Consider the following 17,352-nt stretch of genomic DNA (forward strand, 5'->3'; position numbering starts at 1 on the left):
GGACGCGCGGCAGGGCTGGCGCCAGTCTGCGGATTGTGTCCGCGGTTGTCCATGCCGCCACCGGCGGCACGGACCCTCGCCTCAGCCCGCGCGTTGCTGCGCGATCACCTCCATGAGGCGCTCGGCGATGCGGGTGTCATAGGCCGCATCGATCTCGCGGATGCAGGTCGGACTGGTGACGTTGATCTCGGTGAGGTGCTCGCCGATCACGTCCAGGCCGACAAAGAGCAGGCCGCGCTTGCGCAGTTCCGGGCCCACCGTGGCGGCGATTTCGCGATCCCGCGCCGACAGCGGCTGGGCGACGCCCCGGCCACCGGCGGCCAGGTTGCCGCGGGTCTCGCCCTGGGCCGGAATGCGCGCCAGGCAATAGTCCACGGGTTGACCGTCGATCATCAGGATGCGCTTGTCACCGTCCTTGATGCCTGGCAGGTAGCGCTGGGCGATGATCTGCTGGGTGCCGTGGGCGGTCAGGGTCTCGAGGATCACCGAGAGGTTGGGATCGCCTTCGCGGTGGCGGAACACCGAGCTGCCGCCCATGCCGTCCAGCGGCTTGAGGATGACGTCGCCATGGGTGCGGGCGAATTCGCGGATGATGTCGGCGCGGCGGCTGACCAGGGTCGGCGGCGCCAGCTCGGGAAACAGGGTGGCAAAGAACTTCTCGTTGCAGTCGCGCAGGCTGGCCGGGCGATTCACCACCAGGGTGCCGCCACGCTCGGCCTGCTCCAGCAGGTAGGTGGCATAGACGAATTCGTTGTCGAAGGGCGGATCCTTGCGCATCAGGATCACGTCCAGCTCGCGCAGGGGCAGGTCGACGTCCTCGCCAAAGGCGAACCAGCGCTCCGGATCCTGGAACACGTCCAGCTGTCGGCCGCGACCGCGGGCTTCGCCATCGACCTGGTACAGGTCCTGCATCTCGAAATAGTGCAGGGTCCAGCCGCGCGCCTTGGCCGCCCACAGCATGGCCATGGAGCTATCCTTCTTATAGGAGATGCGTTCGATGGGATCCATGACGATCCCCAGGCGGATACTCATTGACGCTAGACCTCGGTTGTACGTGGGCAAGGCGTCAGAATAGCCCTTCGATCCCCTCCAGTGCCAATGCTTGCGCGATCGTCGTGGCGGGCGGGCCGGTGGTCCGCCACCAGGGGATCTGCGTGGTACGTCACGGTATTGTGTGCTACAAAGAGGCGCCGCCAAAGTGCCCGGATCGACATCATTCACGTTTCATCGACGATGAGCTGGTAGCTTGAACATGGAACAGTATTCGGAAGGGCTGAAGGTCATGGTGATCGACGACTCGAAGACGATTCGTCGGACCGCCGAGACCCTGCTCAAGAAAGTTGGCTGCGAGGTCATCACCGCCATCGATGGATTCGATGCGCTCGCCAAGATCGCCGATAGTCACCCCCACATCATCTTCGTGGACATCATGATGCCGCGACTGGATGGCTATCAGACCTGCGCGCTGATCAAGAACAACAGCGCCTTCCGCGCGACGCCCGTCATCATGCTGTCCTCCCGTGACGGGCTCTTCGACAAGGCCAAGGGCCGCATCGTCGGCTCTGACCAGTACCTCACCAAACCCTTCAGCAAAGAAGAGCTGATCGGTGCGATCAAGACCCACGTCCCCAGTTTCACTCCGCTCGAACAAGCGTCCTGAGTGTCCTGAGGCGGGCGATTCAATCTAGTAGGAAATTTTCATGGCTCGAATTCTGATCGTCGACGACTCTCCCACCGAGATGTACAAGCTCACAGCCATGCTGGAAAAGCATGGGCATCAGGTGCTCAAGGCCGAGAACGGTGCCGACGGCGTCGCCCTGGCCCGCCAGGAGAAGCCGGATGCGGTGCTGATGGATATCGTCATGCCCGGCCTCAATGGCTTCCAGGCCACCCGGCAGCTGACCAAGGATGCCGAGACCAGCCACATCCCGGTGGTCATCGTCACCACCAAGGACCAGGAAACCGACAAGGTCTGGGGCAAGCGCCAGGGCGCCAAGGACTACCTCACCAAGCCCATTGACGAAGACACCCTGCTGCGCACCCTGGCGGGTGTCCTGCAAGGCTGAGGTCTTTCGTCCGTTTCTCGCGGCAGCGCCCCACTGGGCAGGGAATCCTATGAGCGACGCCACCACGCCCTACGAACTCTTGCGCCTGATCGATCTGCGCTGCCGCGAGCGGGCGGCCGGCCTGCCGGCGCAGCAGGAAAACCAGCGCAGCTGGAGCGGTATCGGCTTTCGCCTCGGTGAATTGCGCTTCGTGATTCCCATGGGCGAGGTCAGCGAGATCCTGCCGGAGCCGCGCTTCACCGCGCTGCCCGGCGTCAAGCCGTGGCTCAAGGGCGTGGCCAACGTGCGTGGTCGCCTGCTGCCGATCGCCGACCTGGGGCAATTCCTCGGCGTGAAGATCCAGGCCCTGCGCAAACAGCGGCGCATCCTGATCGTCGACCATGGCGACCTCTTCGTCGGGTTGGCGGTTGACGAAGTCCTGGGGATGCAGCATTTCGACATTGAGGCCTATCGCGAGCACGCCGACAGCGTGCCGGCGGGCCTGCACTTCTTTCTGGAAGGTGTCTTCCAACGCGACGTGCCCTGGCTGGTCTGCAGCCCGCGCGCCTTGGTCGAGCATCCCGAGTTCATGGACGTCGCGGCCTAGCGGGTCGGAGGTCCGGACGCTGCAAGGCGGATCGGGGTCGGGATGGCAGGAGCCGTCGCCGACGGGTGGGGGTAGGGCGACGAGCACCGGCTTCAAGCAAACCGGTCCGGCGTCCGACAAGGATAGAACTAAAGGAACCAAGGTCCAGGCGGGGGCCGCTGATGAACAAACTCAATACCGGGAAACTCAACGCGTGGGTCGCGGGCATGTTCGTGGTGCTGATCGTCGCGATCGTGCTGCTGTTCGCCAACTTCGCGTACCTGGGCACCCAGACCAACTACGATAACCAGTATCAGGGCCAGGCCACCGAGCTGCGCATCCTCTCGCAGCAGCTGGCCAAGAGTGCCAGTGAGGCCGCGACCGGCAAGGCCGACGCCTTCAAGGACCTGCGCCAGGCCCGTGCCGAATTCGAGCGCCGCCTGAACATCCTGCGCAGCGGCGATCCGCAGACCGGCCTGCCGGCGTCGCCGGCGATCCTCCGCCCGCGTCTGGACACCCTGGAGTCCCAGTGGGAGGCCCAGCGCAAGCAGGTCGACACCATGCTCGGCAGCGAGCAGACCGTACTGTCCCTGCACCAGCTGTCCGGCGCCCTGGCCGACACCATCCCCCAGCTGCAGGTCGAGAACGAAGAGATCGTCGACATCCTGATCGAGCGCGGCGCGCCCGCCAGTCAGGTGGTGGTGGCCCAGCGGCAGGCGCTGCTCGCCGAGCGGATCCTCGGCGCCATCAACAAGATCCTCACCGGCGACGAAGCCGCCGTGCAGGCGGCCGACAGTTTTGGTCGCGACGCCAGCCTGTTCGGCCGGGTGCTCAAGGCCATGCGCGAAGGCAATGCCTCCATGGGCATCGCCAAGATCACCGATCCCGAGGCGGTCGGCCGCCTCAACGAAGCCAACAAGCTGTTCGAATTCGTCTCCGGCAACGTCGACGAGATCCTCGCGACCTCGCCCGAACTGCTGCAGATCCGGTCCGCCGTGGGTCTGATCTACCGCGGTTCCCAGGCGCTGCTCGGTTCCGCCTCGGACCTGAGCGCCGGCTACGCGTCGCTGGCCCAGAGCCGCAAGATCAACACCGTGGGCAGCTACCTGCTGGTGTTCATCGCCCTCGGCGCCATCCTCTGCATCGGCTACATCCTGGTGCGCGACACCCGCCGCCGCCTGGCCGAGACCGACGAGAAGAACCAGCGCAACCAGACCGCCATTCTGCGTCTGCTGGACGAGATCGCCGACCTCGCCGACGGTGACCTGACCGTGCAGGCCACGGTGACCGAAGACTTCACCGGCGCCATCGCCGACTCCATCAACTACTCCATCGACCAGCTGCGCGAACTGGTGGAAACCATCAACCAGACCGCCGTCCAGGTGGCCGCCGCCGCCCAGGAATCCCAGGACACCGCCACCGTGCTGGCCGAGGCCTCGGAACACCAGGCCCAGGAAATCGCCGGTGCCTCCGCGGCGATCAACGAGATGGCCGTGTCCATCGACCAGGTATCCACCAACGCCTCCGAATCCACCGCGGTGGCGGAGCGCTCCGTAGCCATCGCCAACAAGGGCAACCAGGTGGTGCACAACACCATCATCGGCATGGACAGCATTCGCGAGCAGATCCAGGACACCGCCAAGCGGATCAAGCGCCTGGGCGAATCGTCCCAGGAGATCGGCGACATCGTCGGCCTGATCAACGACATCGCCGACCAGACCAACATCCTGGCCCTGAACGCCGCCATCCAGGCCTCCATGGCCGGTGACGCCGGCCGCGGCTTCGCCGTGGTCGCCGACGAGGTCCAGCGCCTCGCCGAACGTTCCTCCGGCGCCACCAAGCAGATCGAGGCCCTGGTCAAGGCGATCCAGACCGACACCAACGAAGCGGTCATCTCCATGGAGCAGACCACCTCGGAAGTGGTGCGCGGGGCCGCCCTGGCCCAGGACGCCGGTGTGGCCCTGGAAGAGATCGAGAAGGTATCCCAGAGCCTCGCCGGGCTGATCCAGAACATCTCCAATGCCGCGCGCCAGCAGTCTTCGTCCGCCAGCCACATCTCCAGCACCATGAACGTGATTCAGGAGATCACCTCGCAGACCTCGGCCGGCACCACCGCCACCGCGCGCAGCATCGGCGAGCTGGCCAAGCTGGCCAGCGAGATGCGGCGTTCGGTCTCGGGCTTCAATCTGCCGAACGAGCAGCCGCTGGGCTGACCGCAGCGGCCGCATCGCGGTGTGGCGAGGGGGAGATGGGGTGAGGGAGTCGAGTTGGGCGTTGCGCCGTGCTCCCGAGCTGCCGGATGCGGACTTCGAGCGTTGGCGACAGCTGCTCGAGATGCGCGCCGGCATGGTACTGGACGATCGCCAGCGCAGCTTTCTGCAGATCCAGCTGGCCGCGCGCATGCGCGAACTGGAGATCGCGGATTACGACAGCTACTACCAGGTCGTCTGCGCGGGCATCGGCGGGCGCATCGAATGGGTCCGGCTGCTCGATCGGCTGACCATCCAGGCCACCCGTTTCTTCCGCCATCCACCGTCCTTCGCGCTGCTGGAAGCCTATGTGAGTGAATTCGCCCGGACCACCGAGGGCAACGGTCTGACCCTGTGGAGTCTGGGGTGCGCCAGTGGAGAGGAAGCGTTTTCGATGGCCATCAGTACCGCCGAAGCTCTGGCCCGGCAGCCACGCCCCCTGACGTTCGCCCTGACCGGTACCGACATCAGCAGCGAAGCCCTGCGCCAGGCGCGGCAGGGGACCTACAGCCTGCAGCGGCTGGCTGGGGTGCCGGCCAGCCTGCGCGAGCGCTATTTCCGCACCCATGCGGACGGCAGTTTCGAGATCACCGCGGGCCTGGCGGAGCGACTGTGCTTCGCCCGGCTCAATGTGCTGGAACTGGGGCAGGCCCCCTTGCAGGGGCTCAATGTCATTTTTTGTCAGAACTTGCTGATTTATTTCCGCCGCTGGCTGCGTCGAGACCTGCTCAACCAGCTGGTCCAGCGGCTTGCACCGGGTGGGCTCTTGGTCCTGGGTGTCGGTGAGGTGAGCAATTGGAGCCACCCGCAACTGGTACCCGTCGATCATCCCGAAGTCCTGGCGTTCACCCGCCAGGTAAGCCCCCCGGCATGACAGGAGCCGAGATGATCGATCGACACGACTACGTAGCCCTCGAGTGGGTCAAGGGAGAGATCGCCGAAACCTTGCAGCAGGCCCGCAAGGCGCTCGAGGCGTTCGTCGACAACCCGCACGACCGTAGCCGCCTGGGTTTCTGCCGGACCTATGTGCACCAGGTCTACGGCACCCTGCAGATGGTGGAGTTCTATGGCGCCGCGCTGCTCGCCGAAGAGATGGAGCTGCTGCTGCAGGCCCTTCACGAAGAGCGGGTGAACAGCTCGGACGAGGCGCTGGAAGTCCTGATGCAGGCCATCCTGCAGGTGCCGCCCTATCTGGACCGGGTTCTCGAGGCCCGCCGCGATCTGCCACTGGCCATCCTGCCGCTGCTCAACGACCTGCGCTCGGCGCGCGGGGAAAAGCTGCTCTCGGAAACCAGCCTGTTCTCGCCGGATCTGTCCGCCACGCCGCTGTCGCTGAGCGATGCCGAACTGGCAGACCGCGCGGCGCCGGACTGGCTGCCACGCCTGCGCAAGCTGCGCCAGGCGCTGCAGGGCGCCCAGGTCGGACTGTTCCGCGACCGCGACGTCCAGTTGCACCTGGATTATCTGCTGCGGGTCTTCGAGCGGCTGGATCAGCTCTGCGCCGGCTCGCCCTTTGGCGCCCTCTGGCCGGTGGCGGCGGGTCTGACCGAGCTGTTGCAGGCCGGCGAGCTGGACAACAGCAGCTCGATCCGCGGTCTGCTCCGGCAACTGGATCGTGAACTCAAGCGCCTCATCAGCGATGGGGTGACCACCCTCAACCAGCCGGCGCCGGCCGATCTGCTGAAGAATCTGCTGTTCTACCTGGCCAAGGCGCCGGTGCAGAGTCCGCGCATCGCCGCGCTCAAGGCGCACTATCGTCTCGACGAGGCCCTGCCGGATGCCGAGCTGGTGGGCTTCGAGCGTTCGCGCATCGTCGGCCCGGATCGCGAAGCCATGCGCTCGGTGGTGACCGCACTGTGCGAAGAGCTGGTACAGATCAAGGACAGCCTGGACCTGTTCGTACGCAGCGATCGCCAGCAGCCTGCCAGCCTGCGCGGCCTCCTGGCGCCGCTCAAGCAGATCGCCGATACCCTGGCGGTGCTGGGCTTCGGGCAGCCGCGCAAGGTGGTGCTGGAGCAGCACGAAGCCGTGGCCGAACTGGCCGAGGGCGTGCACGAGGCCAGCGACGCCGCCCTGATGGATATCGCCGGGGCACTGCTCTATGTCGAAGCCACCCTGGCCGGCATGGTCAGTGGCAACGAGGTCAGCGATGCCGAGGAGAGCCGGCTGCCCACCACCGACATCGATCAGCTGCATCGGGTGGTGGTGCGCGAGGCGCGCAACGGTCTGGAGCAATCCAAGGACGCAATCATCGAGTTCATCGCCTCCCAGTGGAATCATGTCCACCTGGAGTCGGTGCCCCTGCTGCTGACCCAGGTCCGTGGCGGCCTGGCGATGATTCCCCTGGAACGGGCCGCGGCCCAGGTCCAGGCGGCCAACGACTACATCTGCCAGCAGCTGTTGGGCAAGCAGGCCGTGCCCGACTGGCAGAGTCTGGACACCCTGGCCGACGCCATCACCAGCGTCGAGTACTACCTGGAGCGCCTGGCGGAAGACCCGTCCACGCCCCACGACATGATTCTCGACATCGCCGACGAAAGCCTCATCGCTCTCGGCTATCCGCCCAGGGCGGCCGGCGAAGGCGAGGCGGCGGCCGCGCCCCTGGCCTCCGGCGAGGTCGAGCCGCCGGCTCAGGAGCTGCCCGAAGAATTGCCATCGCCGGCGGAGCCGGTGGCCGAAGAGGCGCTGGAACCTACCGCCCTGCCGGTCGAGGAGCCTGCGGACGCCGACGAAGAATTCCTGATCGAATTCGAGCCTGCCGCAGCGCAGGAGCCTCCAACCTCCGCGACCCAGGCCGACGAGCAGGACGCGGCCGCGGTGAGCGATGAAGCGCCGCAGGCCGAGGCCGAGCCGGAGGGTGCAGAGCCCGAGGAGTTGCTGGCCGGCATCGAGCTGGACAGCCTGCCGCCGCCGACCCCCGATGCCGAGGCGATCGCCGAGGTGCTGGCGACGCCGGTCAACCCCATCAATCCTCCGGCGGCGCAGGTGCCGCAGGCGCTGCTGCCGCCCGCGGCCGATGCCGAGCCGGTCGAGGAGGAGCTGCGCGAGGTCTTTATCGAAGAGGCCGGCGAGGTCCAGGCCGAACTGGAGCGCTGGCTGCCGACCTGGCAGGCCGAGCCCGAGCAGCGCACCGCGCTGAGTGAATTGCGGCGCAACTTCCACACCCTCAAGGGCAGTGGCCGCATGGTCCAGGCGCTGGTCATCGGCGAACTGGCCTGGGCGCTGGAGAATCTGTTCAATCGCCGGCTGGATCACAGCGTCGCGCACAGCGCTGCCGTGCAGACGGTGGTCGAGCAGACCTGCGCGCTGCTGCCGGAGCTGGTCGCGGAATACGCCGAGGATCGTCAACGGCAACGTGACGACGTCGACTGGCTGGCCCACGCGGCCCACGCGCTGGCCCGCAACGAAGCCCTGCCCGAGCGAGCGCCGGCCGGTAGCGCGGCCCCGTCCGCGGCAGCTGCGTTGCCCGTGGCAGAACTCGTCGAATCCGCGATTCCTGCACCTGCCGCCGCCGAGGCCGATACCCAGCTGCTGGATATCTTCCGCACCGAAGCCCAGGCGCACTTGGAAACCGTGCGCCGTTTCCTCGAGTCGGCCGACGCCGGCAGTGCCCAGCCGGTCTCCGACAATCTCCTGCGCGCCCTGCACACCCTCAAGGGCAGTGCCCATATGGCGGGCAGTTCGCCGATGGCCGAACTGGCGTCGGCGCTGGAGCGGCTGGCCAAGGAATACAAGCTCGCCCATGTCGCCTTCGCCGAACCCGAGTGCGGCTTGCTCGCCCAGGGCGCCGAGTTGCTGGAGCAGCGACTGGCCGAACTCGACGAAGGGTCGCTGGCGACCCCGCTGGCGGGTGCGGCGGAAGTTATCGCGCGCTGCGAAGGGCTGCTGGAGGAGCTGAATCCCCAGCTGCCGATCCCCGCGGCGCCGCTGCCAGAGCAGCGTGACGTCCTGCGCCTGACCGATTTCCTGATGCCGGCCATGGATCTGCTGCTGGAAGCCGACGAGCGCCTGCATGCCTGGCGCACCGACGGTGATCTGGCTGCCTGCCCGGATCTGCTGGCCGAACGCCTGAACACCTTTGCCGACGGGGCCGCCCGGGTCGGGTTGGCCGATGTCGAGCAACTGGCCGAAGCCCTGCAGGTGGTCTATGCCGCCGCGGCGAGCGGTTCGCTGCCCGCCGATGCGGCCTTCTTCCGCGAGGCGGAAGAGGCCCAGGAAGCCCTAATCAGCATGCTCAATCAGCTGGCCGGTGGCATGCGGGCGACGCCCAGCGAGGAACGCATCCAGGGCCTGCGCGGCCTGCTGGCCGGCATTCTCGCCGGGTTGCCCATGGCGGACACCAGCCTGCTGGCCGAGCCCGAACCCGAAGAGCTCTTCGATCCGGCAACGGCCACGCCGGTGGCACCTGAGCTGGCGCTGGACGTCGAACTGCCAGCCGAAGCCGAAGCCGAAGCCGAAGCCGAAGCCGAAGCCGAAGCCGAAGCCGAAGCCGAAGCCGAAGCCGAAGCCGAAGCCGAAGCCGAGCCTGACCTCGAGCTGCCGGAAGAGCCGCAAGAGCCGCAGCCGCTGGTAGCGGACAGCGAGCCGGTGGCGGTCGAGCCCGAGGCTGCCGAGCCCGTCGATCCGGAAATGCAGCTGATCTTCCTTGAAGAGGCCCAGGATCTGCTGGACAGCGCCGACCGGGCGCTGAAACGCTGGCTGGTGGAGCCGCAGCAGCGCTTCCACCTCGGCACCCTGCAGCGCGATCTGCATACCCTCAAGGGCGGCGCCCACCTCGCCGGGGTGGCGCCGGTCGCGCACCTGGCCACGGAGCTGGACGCCATCTACGAAGGCCTGCTCGACGGCCGTCTCGCCGGCGGTGCCGAACTGGCCCAGCCCCTGCGCGATGCCCATGGCTGCCTGGCGGCGCAACTCGAAGAGCTGGCGGCGGGGGAGCCGGTCAGCGAGCATGCCGACCAGGTCGAGCGCCTGCAGCGGATTCGTAGCGGTCATCTCGATGACCTGCCGGCGCTGGACGACAGCGGATCGGCCCCGGGCGAGCCCGCGCTCGGCGAATCGCTCGCGGACCACCCGGCGGACGCCGAGTCCGCGCTCCTGGAGCCGGTGCCCATGGCGGCCGCGCCGGCGGCGGCGGAAGGTCCCGACGCCGAGTTGCTGGCCATCTACATCGAAGAGAGTCGCGACCTGCTCGACAGCATGGCGACCTCGCTGCGCGCCTGGGAAGCCGAGCCGCACAACAGTCTCGAACTGGAATCCCTGCTGCGCGACCTGCACACCCTCAAGGGCGGTGCGCGGCTGGCCGAGGTGGATGCCATCGGCGATCTCGCCCATGCCCTGGAGGCCTTCTACGAAGGACTGGCGCGCGGACGGATCAAGCCCGGCGCGGACCTGGGCGACCTGCTGCAGCGCTGCCATGACCGCCTGCACGAGCAACTCGAAGCCCTGGCCCGGGGCGAGACCCCGGTCCCGGCCGCCGATCTCATCGCGGCCTTGCGCGACTACCGCGGCGAGCCACTGGCGACCGGCGTGACCGCCGCGGCCGTGGTGGCGGCACCGGTCTTCGATGCCGACACCGATGCGGAAATCCTCGAGATCTTCATCGAGGAAGCCCAGGACCTGCTGGTCAGCATGGACGAGGCCCTGGCGGACTGGTCGGCCGCGCCAGATGTGGCGGTGGACGAATTGCTGCGCTGCCTGCATACCCTCAAGGGTGGCGCGCGCCTGGCCGGTCTGCACGGCCTGGGCGAGCAGGCCCATGAACTGGAACAGCAACTGGCGGAATTGCGCTCGCTCGCCGTGGGGCTGAGCGAGGGCGACCGTGAACGGGTACGCGCCCTGGCGACCCAGGGCGTCGACGGGCTGCAACTGGCGGTCGCCCAGCTGTCGCTGCCGGCCGCCGCCCAGGCGAATGCGGCGGCCGAGCCGGTCGAGACGGCCGAGGCCGAACCGGACGTCGTGCGCGAGGCTGAGCAGCCACCGGTCGCGGACGTCGCCGAGGAGGAAGCGCCTGCCGACCCTGACGTCGAGCCCGCCGTCGAGGGCCTGCCTGTTGCCCTGCCTGAGCAAGACAGCGCGGCGGCCCCCGTCATGGTCGCGGCCGAGACACCCGCGGCCCCAGTGGCGCCACTGCCCTTCGTGCAACGCCTGCAGCAGGTCCGCCAGCAGGCGGCGCAGCGGCGTTCGTCCCAGGAGCTGGTGCGGGTACCGGCCGCGCTGCTGGAGCAGCTGGTCAACTTGGCCGGCGAGACCTCGATCTTCCGCGGTCGCGTCGAACAGCAGGTCAGCGACATCGGCACCACCCTAGGCGAGATGGAAGCCACCATCGAGCGGGTGCGCGATCAGCTGCGCCGGCTGGATACCGAGACCCAGGCGCAGATCATCAGTCGTCACCACGAAGACGTGGATCGCGCCGGCTACGAGGATTTCGACCCCCTGGAGCTGGATCGCTATTCCCAGCTGCAGCAGCTGTCCCGCGCCCTGTTCGAATCGGCGTCCGACCTCCTGGATCTGAAGAACACCCTGGGCCAGCGCAATCGCGATGCCGAGACCCTGCTGCTGCAACAGGCGCGGGTCAACACCGAGCTGCAGGAAAGCCTCATGCAGACGCGCATGGTGCCTTTCGAGCGCATGGTGCCGCGCCTGCACCGGGTGGTACGCCAGGTCAGCGCCGAACTGGACAAGCCGATCGAGCTCAGGGTCGGCAACGCCGAAGGCGAGCTGGACCGCACGGTGCTCGAGCGGATCATTCCGCCGCTGGAGCACATGCTGCGCAACGCCATCGACCATGGCGTCGAGGACGCCGCCGGACGCCAGCGCGCCGGCAAGCCGGCCGAAGGCGTGATCAGCCTGGATCTGCGCCGCGAAGGTGGCGACATCATCCTGACCCTGGCCGACGACGGCCGTGGCATCGACCTGGCCGCGGTGCGCCGCAAGGCCATCGAGCGCGGCCTGATGGCGGAAGACGCGCAGCTCGCCGATGAGGAGCTGCTGCAATTCATCCTCGAATCGGGCTTCTCCACCGCGCCGACCGTCACCCAGATCTCCGGGCGGGGGGTGGGCATGGACGTGGTGCATCAGGAGGTGAAGCAGCTCGGCGGCAACATGGACATCCACAGCGTGGCGGGCGAGGGGACGCGCTTCACCATCCGCCTGCCGTTCACCGTGTCGGTGAACCGCGCGCTCATGGTGCATGCCGGCGACGACCTCTATGCCGTGCCGCTCAACACCATCGAAGGCATCGTGCGGGTGACCGCGGCCGATCTCGAACGCTATTACCGTCCGGGAGCGGGCACCTTCGAATACGGCGGCCAGCACTATGACCTGCGCTATTTGGGGCACCTGCTTGGCAACGGCCAGCAGCCCAAGCTGAGCGGCCAGAGTCTGCCGCTGCCGGTGGTGCTGGTGCGCGCCGCCGAATACGCGGTGGCGGTACAGGTGGATGCGGTGGCCGGTTCGCGGGAGATCGTGGTGAAGAGCCTGGGTCCGCAATTCGCCGGGGTGCCGGGTCTGTCTGGTGCCACCCTGCTGGGGGACGGGCGCGTGGTGGTGATTCTCGACCTGCTGGCGATGATCCGCAGTCAGCGCGCCAGTGGCGAAGAGCTGGCGCGGCTGGCGCAGGGTCCGGCCACCGTGGCCGAGGTCACCCGACCGGCGCTGGTCATGGTGGTCGACGATTCGGTCACCGTGCGCAAGGTCACCAGCCGCCTGCTGGAACGCCACGGCATGGAGGTCTTCACCGCCAAGGACGGGGTGGACGCCATCGCCCAGTTGCAGGAGCGGCAGCCGGACATCCTGCTGCTGGACATCGAGATGCCGCGCATGGACGGCTTCGAGGTGGCGACCCTGGTCCGCCACGATGCGCGCCTCAAGGACCTGCCGATCGTGATGATCACCTCCCGTACCGGGGAAAAACACCGCGAGCGGGCGCTGAGCCTGGGCGTGAACGAATACCTGGGCAAGCCCTACCAGGAGAGCGAACTCCTGGCCCACATCCATCGGTTGGTCAGGGAACATGACTGAGATGCACACCGCCCGCGTCGCCATCCTGGCCGACAGTCCGCTGCAGCGTCACGTACTGCAGCAGGTGCTGGCCGACAATGGCTATCACGTCGTCCTCAACAGTGATCCGGAGCGCTTCGACGAAGCGGCCTGGCCCTCGGTCGCGACCGACCTGTGGCTGATCGACCTGAGCCAGACCGAGGAATCACCGCTGGTGGACGCGCTGCTGGAGGGGGCCGAGGTGCCCATCCTGTTCGGCGAAGGCCAGGCGCCGGAGCGCTTCACCGACCCCTTCACCCAGTGGGAGAAGCGCCTGATCGGCAAGCTCAAGCGGCTGATCGGCGATCCGGTGGCGGCGGTCGGTCCGGCCCTGGAGACCTTGCTGCAAGACCAGCCGCGACCGCCGCGCCTGACCCTGCCGGAACCCCTGGCCAACCTGCCGCTGCCCGCCGGCGATCCGGCTCCCGAGGTCTGGTTGCTGGCGGCCTCCCTGGGCGGTCCGGCGGCGGTGAAGGCCTTTCTCGACGCCTTGCCGGGCGGTCTGCCGGTCGGTTTCCTCTATGCGCAGCACATCGGTGACGGCTTTGCCGCCAACCTGCTGCGCGCGGTCGGCCGGCACAGTCAGTGGCACATCCAGGGCGTGCGCCCGGGTGAGCCGGTGCGCTGTGGCGAGGTGGTGGTGGTGCCTACCCAGCAGGAGCTCACCTTCCGGGCCAACGGCGCCCTGGACATCGTCGAGCGCGCCTGGCCCGAGCCCCATACGCCGTCGATCAGCCAGATGATGCTCAACCTGGCGCAGCACTTCGGCGCCCGCTGCGGGGTCATCGTGTTCAGCGGCATGGGCAACGACGGCACCGCCTCGGCGCCCTATGTGCGGCGGCGCGGTGGCACGCTCTGGACCCAGTCGGCGAGCACCTGCATCGCCCCGAGCATGCCGGAAAGCCTGCGCGAATCGGGTCTCGCGACCCTTACCGCCGATCCCCGCGGCCTGGCCGAAGCCCTGGTGGCGCGCCTGGCCGAGCAGCAAAGCTGAAGGAATCTCCCATGTCGACCGCCGCGCCCGCCGAACACCTGACCGGTCTGCTGCTGACCCTGGCCGATCGCACCCTGCTGCTGCCCAACGCGGCGGTGGCCGAGCTGGTGCCCTGTCGCGAGATCCGGCCACTGCCGGTGCAACCCGACTGGTGCCTGGGCCAGGTGGCCTGGCGCGACCTGCGTCTGCCGCTGATCAGTTTCGAGGCGCTGTCCAGCGGCAGCGCCGCGCAATTCGATGGCGACCGCCATGCGCGGGTGGCCATCCTCAACGCCCTGGGCGGGCGTGAGCGGGTGCGCTTCCTGGCCCTGCTGATCCGCAGCATTCCGCGCTCGTTGCGCATCACCCCCGAGCTGGTCGCCGCCGAGGTGCCCCTGGCCGCCCTGGAACTGGGCGCCGTGGCCTACGAAGGCGGCACGGCGCGCATTCCCGATCTGATCGGGGTGGAAGAGCGCCTCGCCGCCGCCGGCGTCTTCTAGTCCTTCCGGGTCAGGCGCAGGGCGCCGTCTTCATCACGGCTGATGCCGACGCCGCGGTAGTCGGCCAGGGTCGGCAGCCCCAGGTCCAGCGGCTGGCGATGGGTCGCGGTGATGGCCACCGCATCGGCGCCGGCGGCCTTGGCCGCGGCAAAGCCGGCGTGGGCATCCTCGAACACCAGGCAGTCGCCGATCGCCACCCCCAGCTTGCGCGCACCCGCCAGGAAGCAGTCCGGCGCGGGCTTGCCCTGGGTGACGTCTTCGGCGCAGATCATCACCGGCGGCAGGGCCATGCCGGCCGCGGCGAGCCGCACTTCGGCCAGCCGGCGCGAAGCCGAGGTGACCAGCGCCCAGCTGCCGGCCGGCAGGCTGGCGAGAAAGGCCGCGGCGCCGGGGATTTCCTGGATATCGGCGACGTCGGCGATCTCCAGTTCGGTGATGGCGCGGGTCTCGGCGTCGATGTCCGCGCCCGCCGGGGCGAAGCGCTTGACCGTCTCCACCGCCCGCACCCCGTGCATCACGGCGAGGACGTCCGCCGGATCGAGGCCATGGCCGAGGGCCCAGGTGCTCCAGGCGCGTTCGGCGGAGGCCACGCTGGTGAGCAGGGTGCCGTCCATGTCGAACAGGAAGGCGGCGTAGGGGCGAGAGGGCAGGGTCATCCGGGGCTCCAAAACTATCCGTGGGGAAAGGGACGGACCGCCGCGGGGCAGCGGTCCGGGGGCAGGTCAGGGGGTCTGGAAATCACCCCAGAGTTGCTGGGCCACGCTCAGGGCCACCACCGGCGCGGTCTCGGTGCGCAGCACCCGCGGCCCCAGGCGGGCCGGCTGGAAGCCGGCGGCGCGGGCGGCCGTGACTTCGGTCTCGCTCAGGCCGCCTTCCGGCCCGATCAGCAGGGCCAGGCGAGTGGGGCGGGCATGGCTTTCCAGGGGCTCGGCCACCGGGTGCAGGACCAGCTTGAGATCGGCGTCCAGCCCGGCCTGCCAGTCGGCCAGCAACTGCGGTGGATGGATCAGCGGCACCGTGGAGCGACCGCACTGTTCGCAGGCGCTGATGGCGACCTGGCGCCAGTGCTGCAGGCGCTTGTCGGCGCGTTCGTCCTTGAGGCGCACCTCACAGCGTTCGCTGACCAGTGGGGTGATCTCGGCCACCCCCAGCTCGGTGGCCTTCTGGATCGCCCAGTCCATGCGCTCGCCGCGGGACAGGCCCTGGCCGAGGTGGATCCGCAATGGCGAATCGGGTTGGCCGGGCAGTTCCTCGGTGAGCTCGACGCTGAGAGTCTTCTTGCCCACCTCGGCGACCTGGCCGAGGTATTCGCGGCCGCTGCCGTCGAACAGTTGCACGGCATCCCCCGGCGCCAGGCGCAGCACGCGGCCCAGGTAGTGGGCCTGGGCCTCGGGCAGGTCGAGACGGCCGAGGGCCAGGGGCAGGTCGAGGTGGCAGCGGGTGAGACGCATGGCGGACTCCAGATCAGCCGGGATCGCGGTGGTTGGGGTGCAGGTCGCTCAGGGCGACGCTGACCGAGGTGCGGGTGGCGAGGTCGATGCCTTCGCTCGCCACCTCGGCGAGGAAGTCGATCTGCTCGGGGGTGATCACATAGGGCGGCAGGAAGTAGACCACGTTGCCCAGCGGCCGCAACAGGGCACCGCGGGAGAGGGCGTGCTGGTAGACGGCCAGGCCGCGGCGCTCCTGCCAGGGGTAGGGCGTGCGGCGGGCCTTGTCGGCGGTCATCTCGATGGCCAGGGCCATGCCGGTCTGGCGCACCTCGCCGACCTGGGGATGCTCGGCCAGGTGCGCGGTGGCCTCGGCCATGCGCCGGGCCAGGGGCTTGTTGGCTTCGATGACGTCGTCCTGGGCGAAGATGTCCAGGGTCGCCAGGGCGGCGGCGCAGGCCAGCGGATTGCCGGTGTAGCTGTGGGAATGCAGGAAGGCGCGCAGGGTGTGGTAGTCGTCGTAGAAGGCCTGGTAGACCGCATCGGTGGTCAGGCAGGCGGCCAGCGGCAGGTAGCCGCCGGTCAGGGCCTTGGACAGGCAGAGGAAATCCGGACGGATACCGGCCTGTTCGCAGGCGAACATCGTCCCGGTGCGACCGAAGCCCACGGCGATCTCGTCGTGGATCAGGTGCACGCCATAACGATCGCAGGCCTCGCGCAGGAGGCGCAGATAGACCGGGTGGTACATGCGCATGCCGGTGGCGCCCTGGATCAGCGGCTCGACGATGACCGCGGCGACGCTGGCGTGGTGCTCGGCCAAGGTGCGCTCCATGTGCACGAACATCTGCCGCGAATGCTCTTCCCAGTCCATGCCTTCGGGGCGCAGGTAGCAATCGGGGCTGGGCACCTTGAGGGTGTCCAGCAAGAGCCCCTGGTAGGTCTCGGTGAACAGCGCCACGTCGCCCACCGACATGGCCGCCACCGTCTCGCCGTGGTAGCTGTTGGTCAGGGTGACGAAGCGGCGCTTGTCCGGCTGGCCCACGTTGCGCCAGTAGTGGTAGCTCATCTTCAAGGCCACCTCGATGCACGAGGAGCCGTTGTCGGCATAGAACACCCGGTCGAGACCGGCCGGGGTCAGGGCGACCAGGCGCTCGGACAGCTCGATCACCGGCTGGTGACTGAAGCCGGCGAGGATGACGTGCTCCAGCTGGTCGACCTGGGCCTTGATGCGGTCGTTGATGCGCGGATTGGCGTGGCCGAAGACATTGACCCACCAGGAACTGACGGCGTCTAGGTAGCGCTTGCCGTCGAAGTCTTCCAGCCAGACGCCCTCGCCGCGGCGGATCGGGATCACCGGCAGCTGCTCGTGATCCTTCATCTGGGTGCAGGGGTGCCAGAGCACCTCCAGGTCACGGCGCATCCAGTCGTGATTGGTCATTGGCGGTCTCCTGGCGACGGGCCCGGCGATAAAAAGGGGGCGCAAGCCTAAGCCAGGGCGCGCGACGGGAGCAAGGCGCGGGCCGATTGCCGGTCGT

At 68.3% G+C, this 17,352-nt stretch carries 12 protein-coding genes; 8 read left to right on the top strand and 4 right to left on the bottom strand.

Going from position 1 to position 17,352, the window contains the following annotated elements; all coding sequences use genetic code 11:
* Positions 1-81: 81 nt before the first annotated feature.
* Positions 82-1,032, bottom strand: coding sequence for a glutathione synthase (gene gshB, locus POR01S_RS14660; protein WP_027598876.1), 951 nt, complete (start codon positions 1,030-1,032; stop codon positions 82-84).
* Between the two features lie 220 nt (positions 1,033-1,252).
* On the opposite strand from gshB, the gene pilG reads away from it, so the two are divergent.
* The 8 genes from pilG (at position 1,253) to POR01S_RS14700 (ending at position 14,390) form a co-directional block, all read left to right on the top strand.
* Positions 1,253-1,660 (top strand): twitching motility response regulator PilG, encoded by a 408-nt coding sequence (pilG, locus tag POR01S_RS14665; RefSeq protein ID WP_007161679.1) that lies wholly within the window; start codon positions 1,253-1,255, stop codon positions 1,658-1,660.
* A gap of 40 nt (positions 1,661-1,700) precedes the next feature.
* On the top strand, positions 1,701-2,066 hold the full coding sequence (pilH, locus tag POR01S_RS14670) for a twitching motility response regulator PilH (protein ID WP_007161680.1): 366 nt from the start codon (positions 1,701-1,703) through the stop codon (positions 2,064-2,066).
* 49 nt (positions 2,067-2,115) lie between these two features.
* Positions 2,116-2,652 carry a chemotaxis protein CheW gene (locus POR01S_RS14675; protein ID WP_007161681.1) on the top strand — a complete coding sequence of 179 codons (537 nt, stop codon included), beginning with the start codon at positions 2,116-2,118 and terminating at the stop codon, positions 2,650-2,652.
* A gap of 161 nt (positions 2,653-2,813) precedes the next feature.
* Positions 2,814-4,844, top strand: coding sequence for a methyl-accepting chemotaxis protein (locus POR01S_RS14680; RefSeq protein WP_027598875.1), 2,031 nt, complete (start codon positions 2,814-2,816; stop codon positions 4,842-4,844).
* Positions 4,845-4,905: 61 nt separating this feature from the next.
* A complete protein-coding gene (locus POR01S_RS14685; protein ID WP_081875222.1) occupies positions 4,906-5,754 on the top strand; it encodes a CheR family methyltransferase in 849 nt (282 codons plus the stop codon).
* An 11-nt stretch (positions 5,755-5,765) separates the two neighbouring features.
* A complete protein-coding gene (locus tag POR01S_RS14690; protein WP_042136686.1) occupies positions 5,766-12,899 on the top strand; it encodes a hybrid sensor histidine kinase/response regulator in 7,134 nt (2,377 codons plus the stop codon).
* Entirely contained in the window at positions 12,892-13,911 is a 1,020-nt protein-coding gene (locus POR01S_RS14695; RefSeq protein WP_027598423.1) for a chemotaxis protein CheB, read from the top strand. The genes POR01S_RS14690 and POR01S_RS14695 overlap by 8 nt, the downstream gene beginning before the upstream one ends.
* A gap of 11 nt (positions 13,912-13,922) precedes the next feature.
* On the top strand, positions 13,923-14,390 hold the full coding sequence (locus POR01S_RS14700) for a chemotaxis protein CheW (protein ID WP_007161686.1): 468 nt from the start codon (positions 13,923-13,925) through the stop codon (positions 14,388-14,390).
* On the opposite strand, the gene POR01S_RS14705 is transcribed toward POR01S_RS14700, so the two are convergent.
* The 3 genes from POR01S_RS14705 to POR01S_RS14715 form a co-directional block, all read right to left on the bottom strand.
* A complete protein-coding gene (locus tag POR01S_RS14705) occupies positions 14,387-15,046 on the bottom strand; it encodes an HAD-IA family hydrolase (protein ID WP_042136689.1) in 660 nt (219 codons plus the stop codon). The two genes, POR01S_RS14700 and POR01S_RS14705, sit on opposite strands and share 4 nt — an antisense overlap.
* A gap of 66 nt (positions 15,047-15,112) precedes the next feature.
* Positions 15,113-15,841 carry a 16S rRNA (uracil(1498)-N(3))-methyltransferase gene (locus POR01S_RS14710; protein ID WP_027602940.1) on the bottom strand — a complete coding sequence of 243 codons (729 nt, stop codon included), beginning with the start codon at positions 15,839-15,841 and terminating at the stop codon, positions 15,113-15,115.
* Positions 15,842-15,854: 13 nt separating this feature from the next.
* The gene (locus POR01S_RS14715; RefSeq protein ID WP_042136691.1) at positions 15,855-17,255 is read right to left on the bottom strand and encodes an adenosylmethionine--8-amino-7-oxononanoate transaminase; all 1,401 of its coding nucleotides are present in this window, start codon (positions 17,253-17,255) and stop codon (positions 15,855-15,857) included.
* Between the last annotated feature and the right edge of the window lie 97 nt (positions 17,256-17,352).

This window comes from Pseudomonas oryzihabitans NBRC 102199, assembly GCF_000730625.1.
Classification (GTDB): Bacteria; Pseudomonadota; Gammaproteobacteria; order Pseudomonadales; family Pseudomonadaceae; genus Chryseomonas; species Chryseomonas oryzihabitans.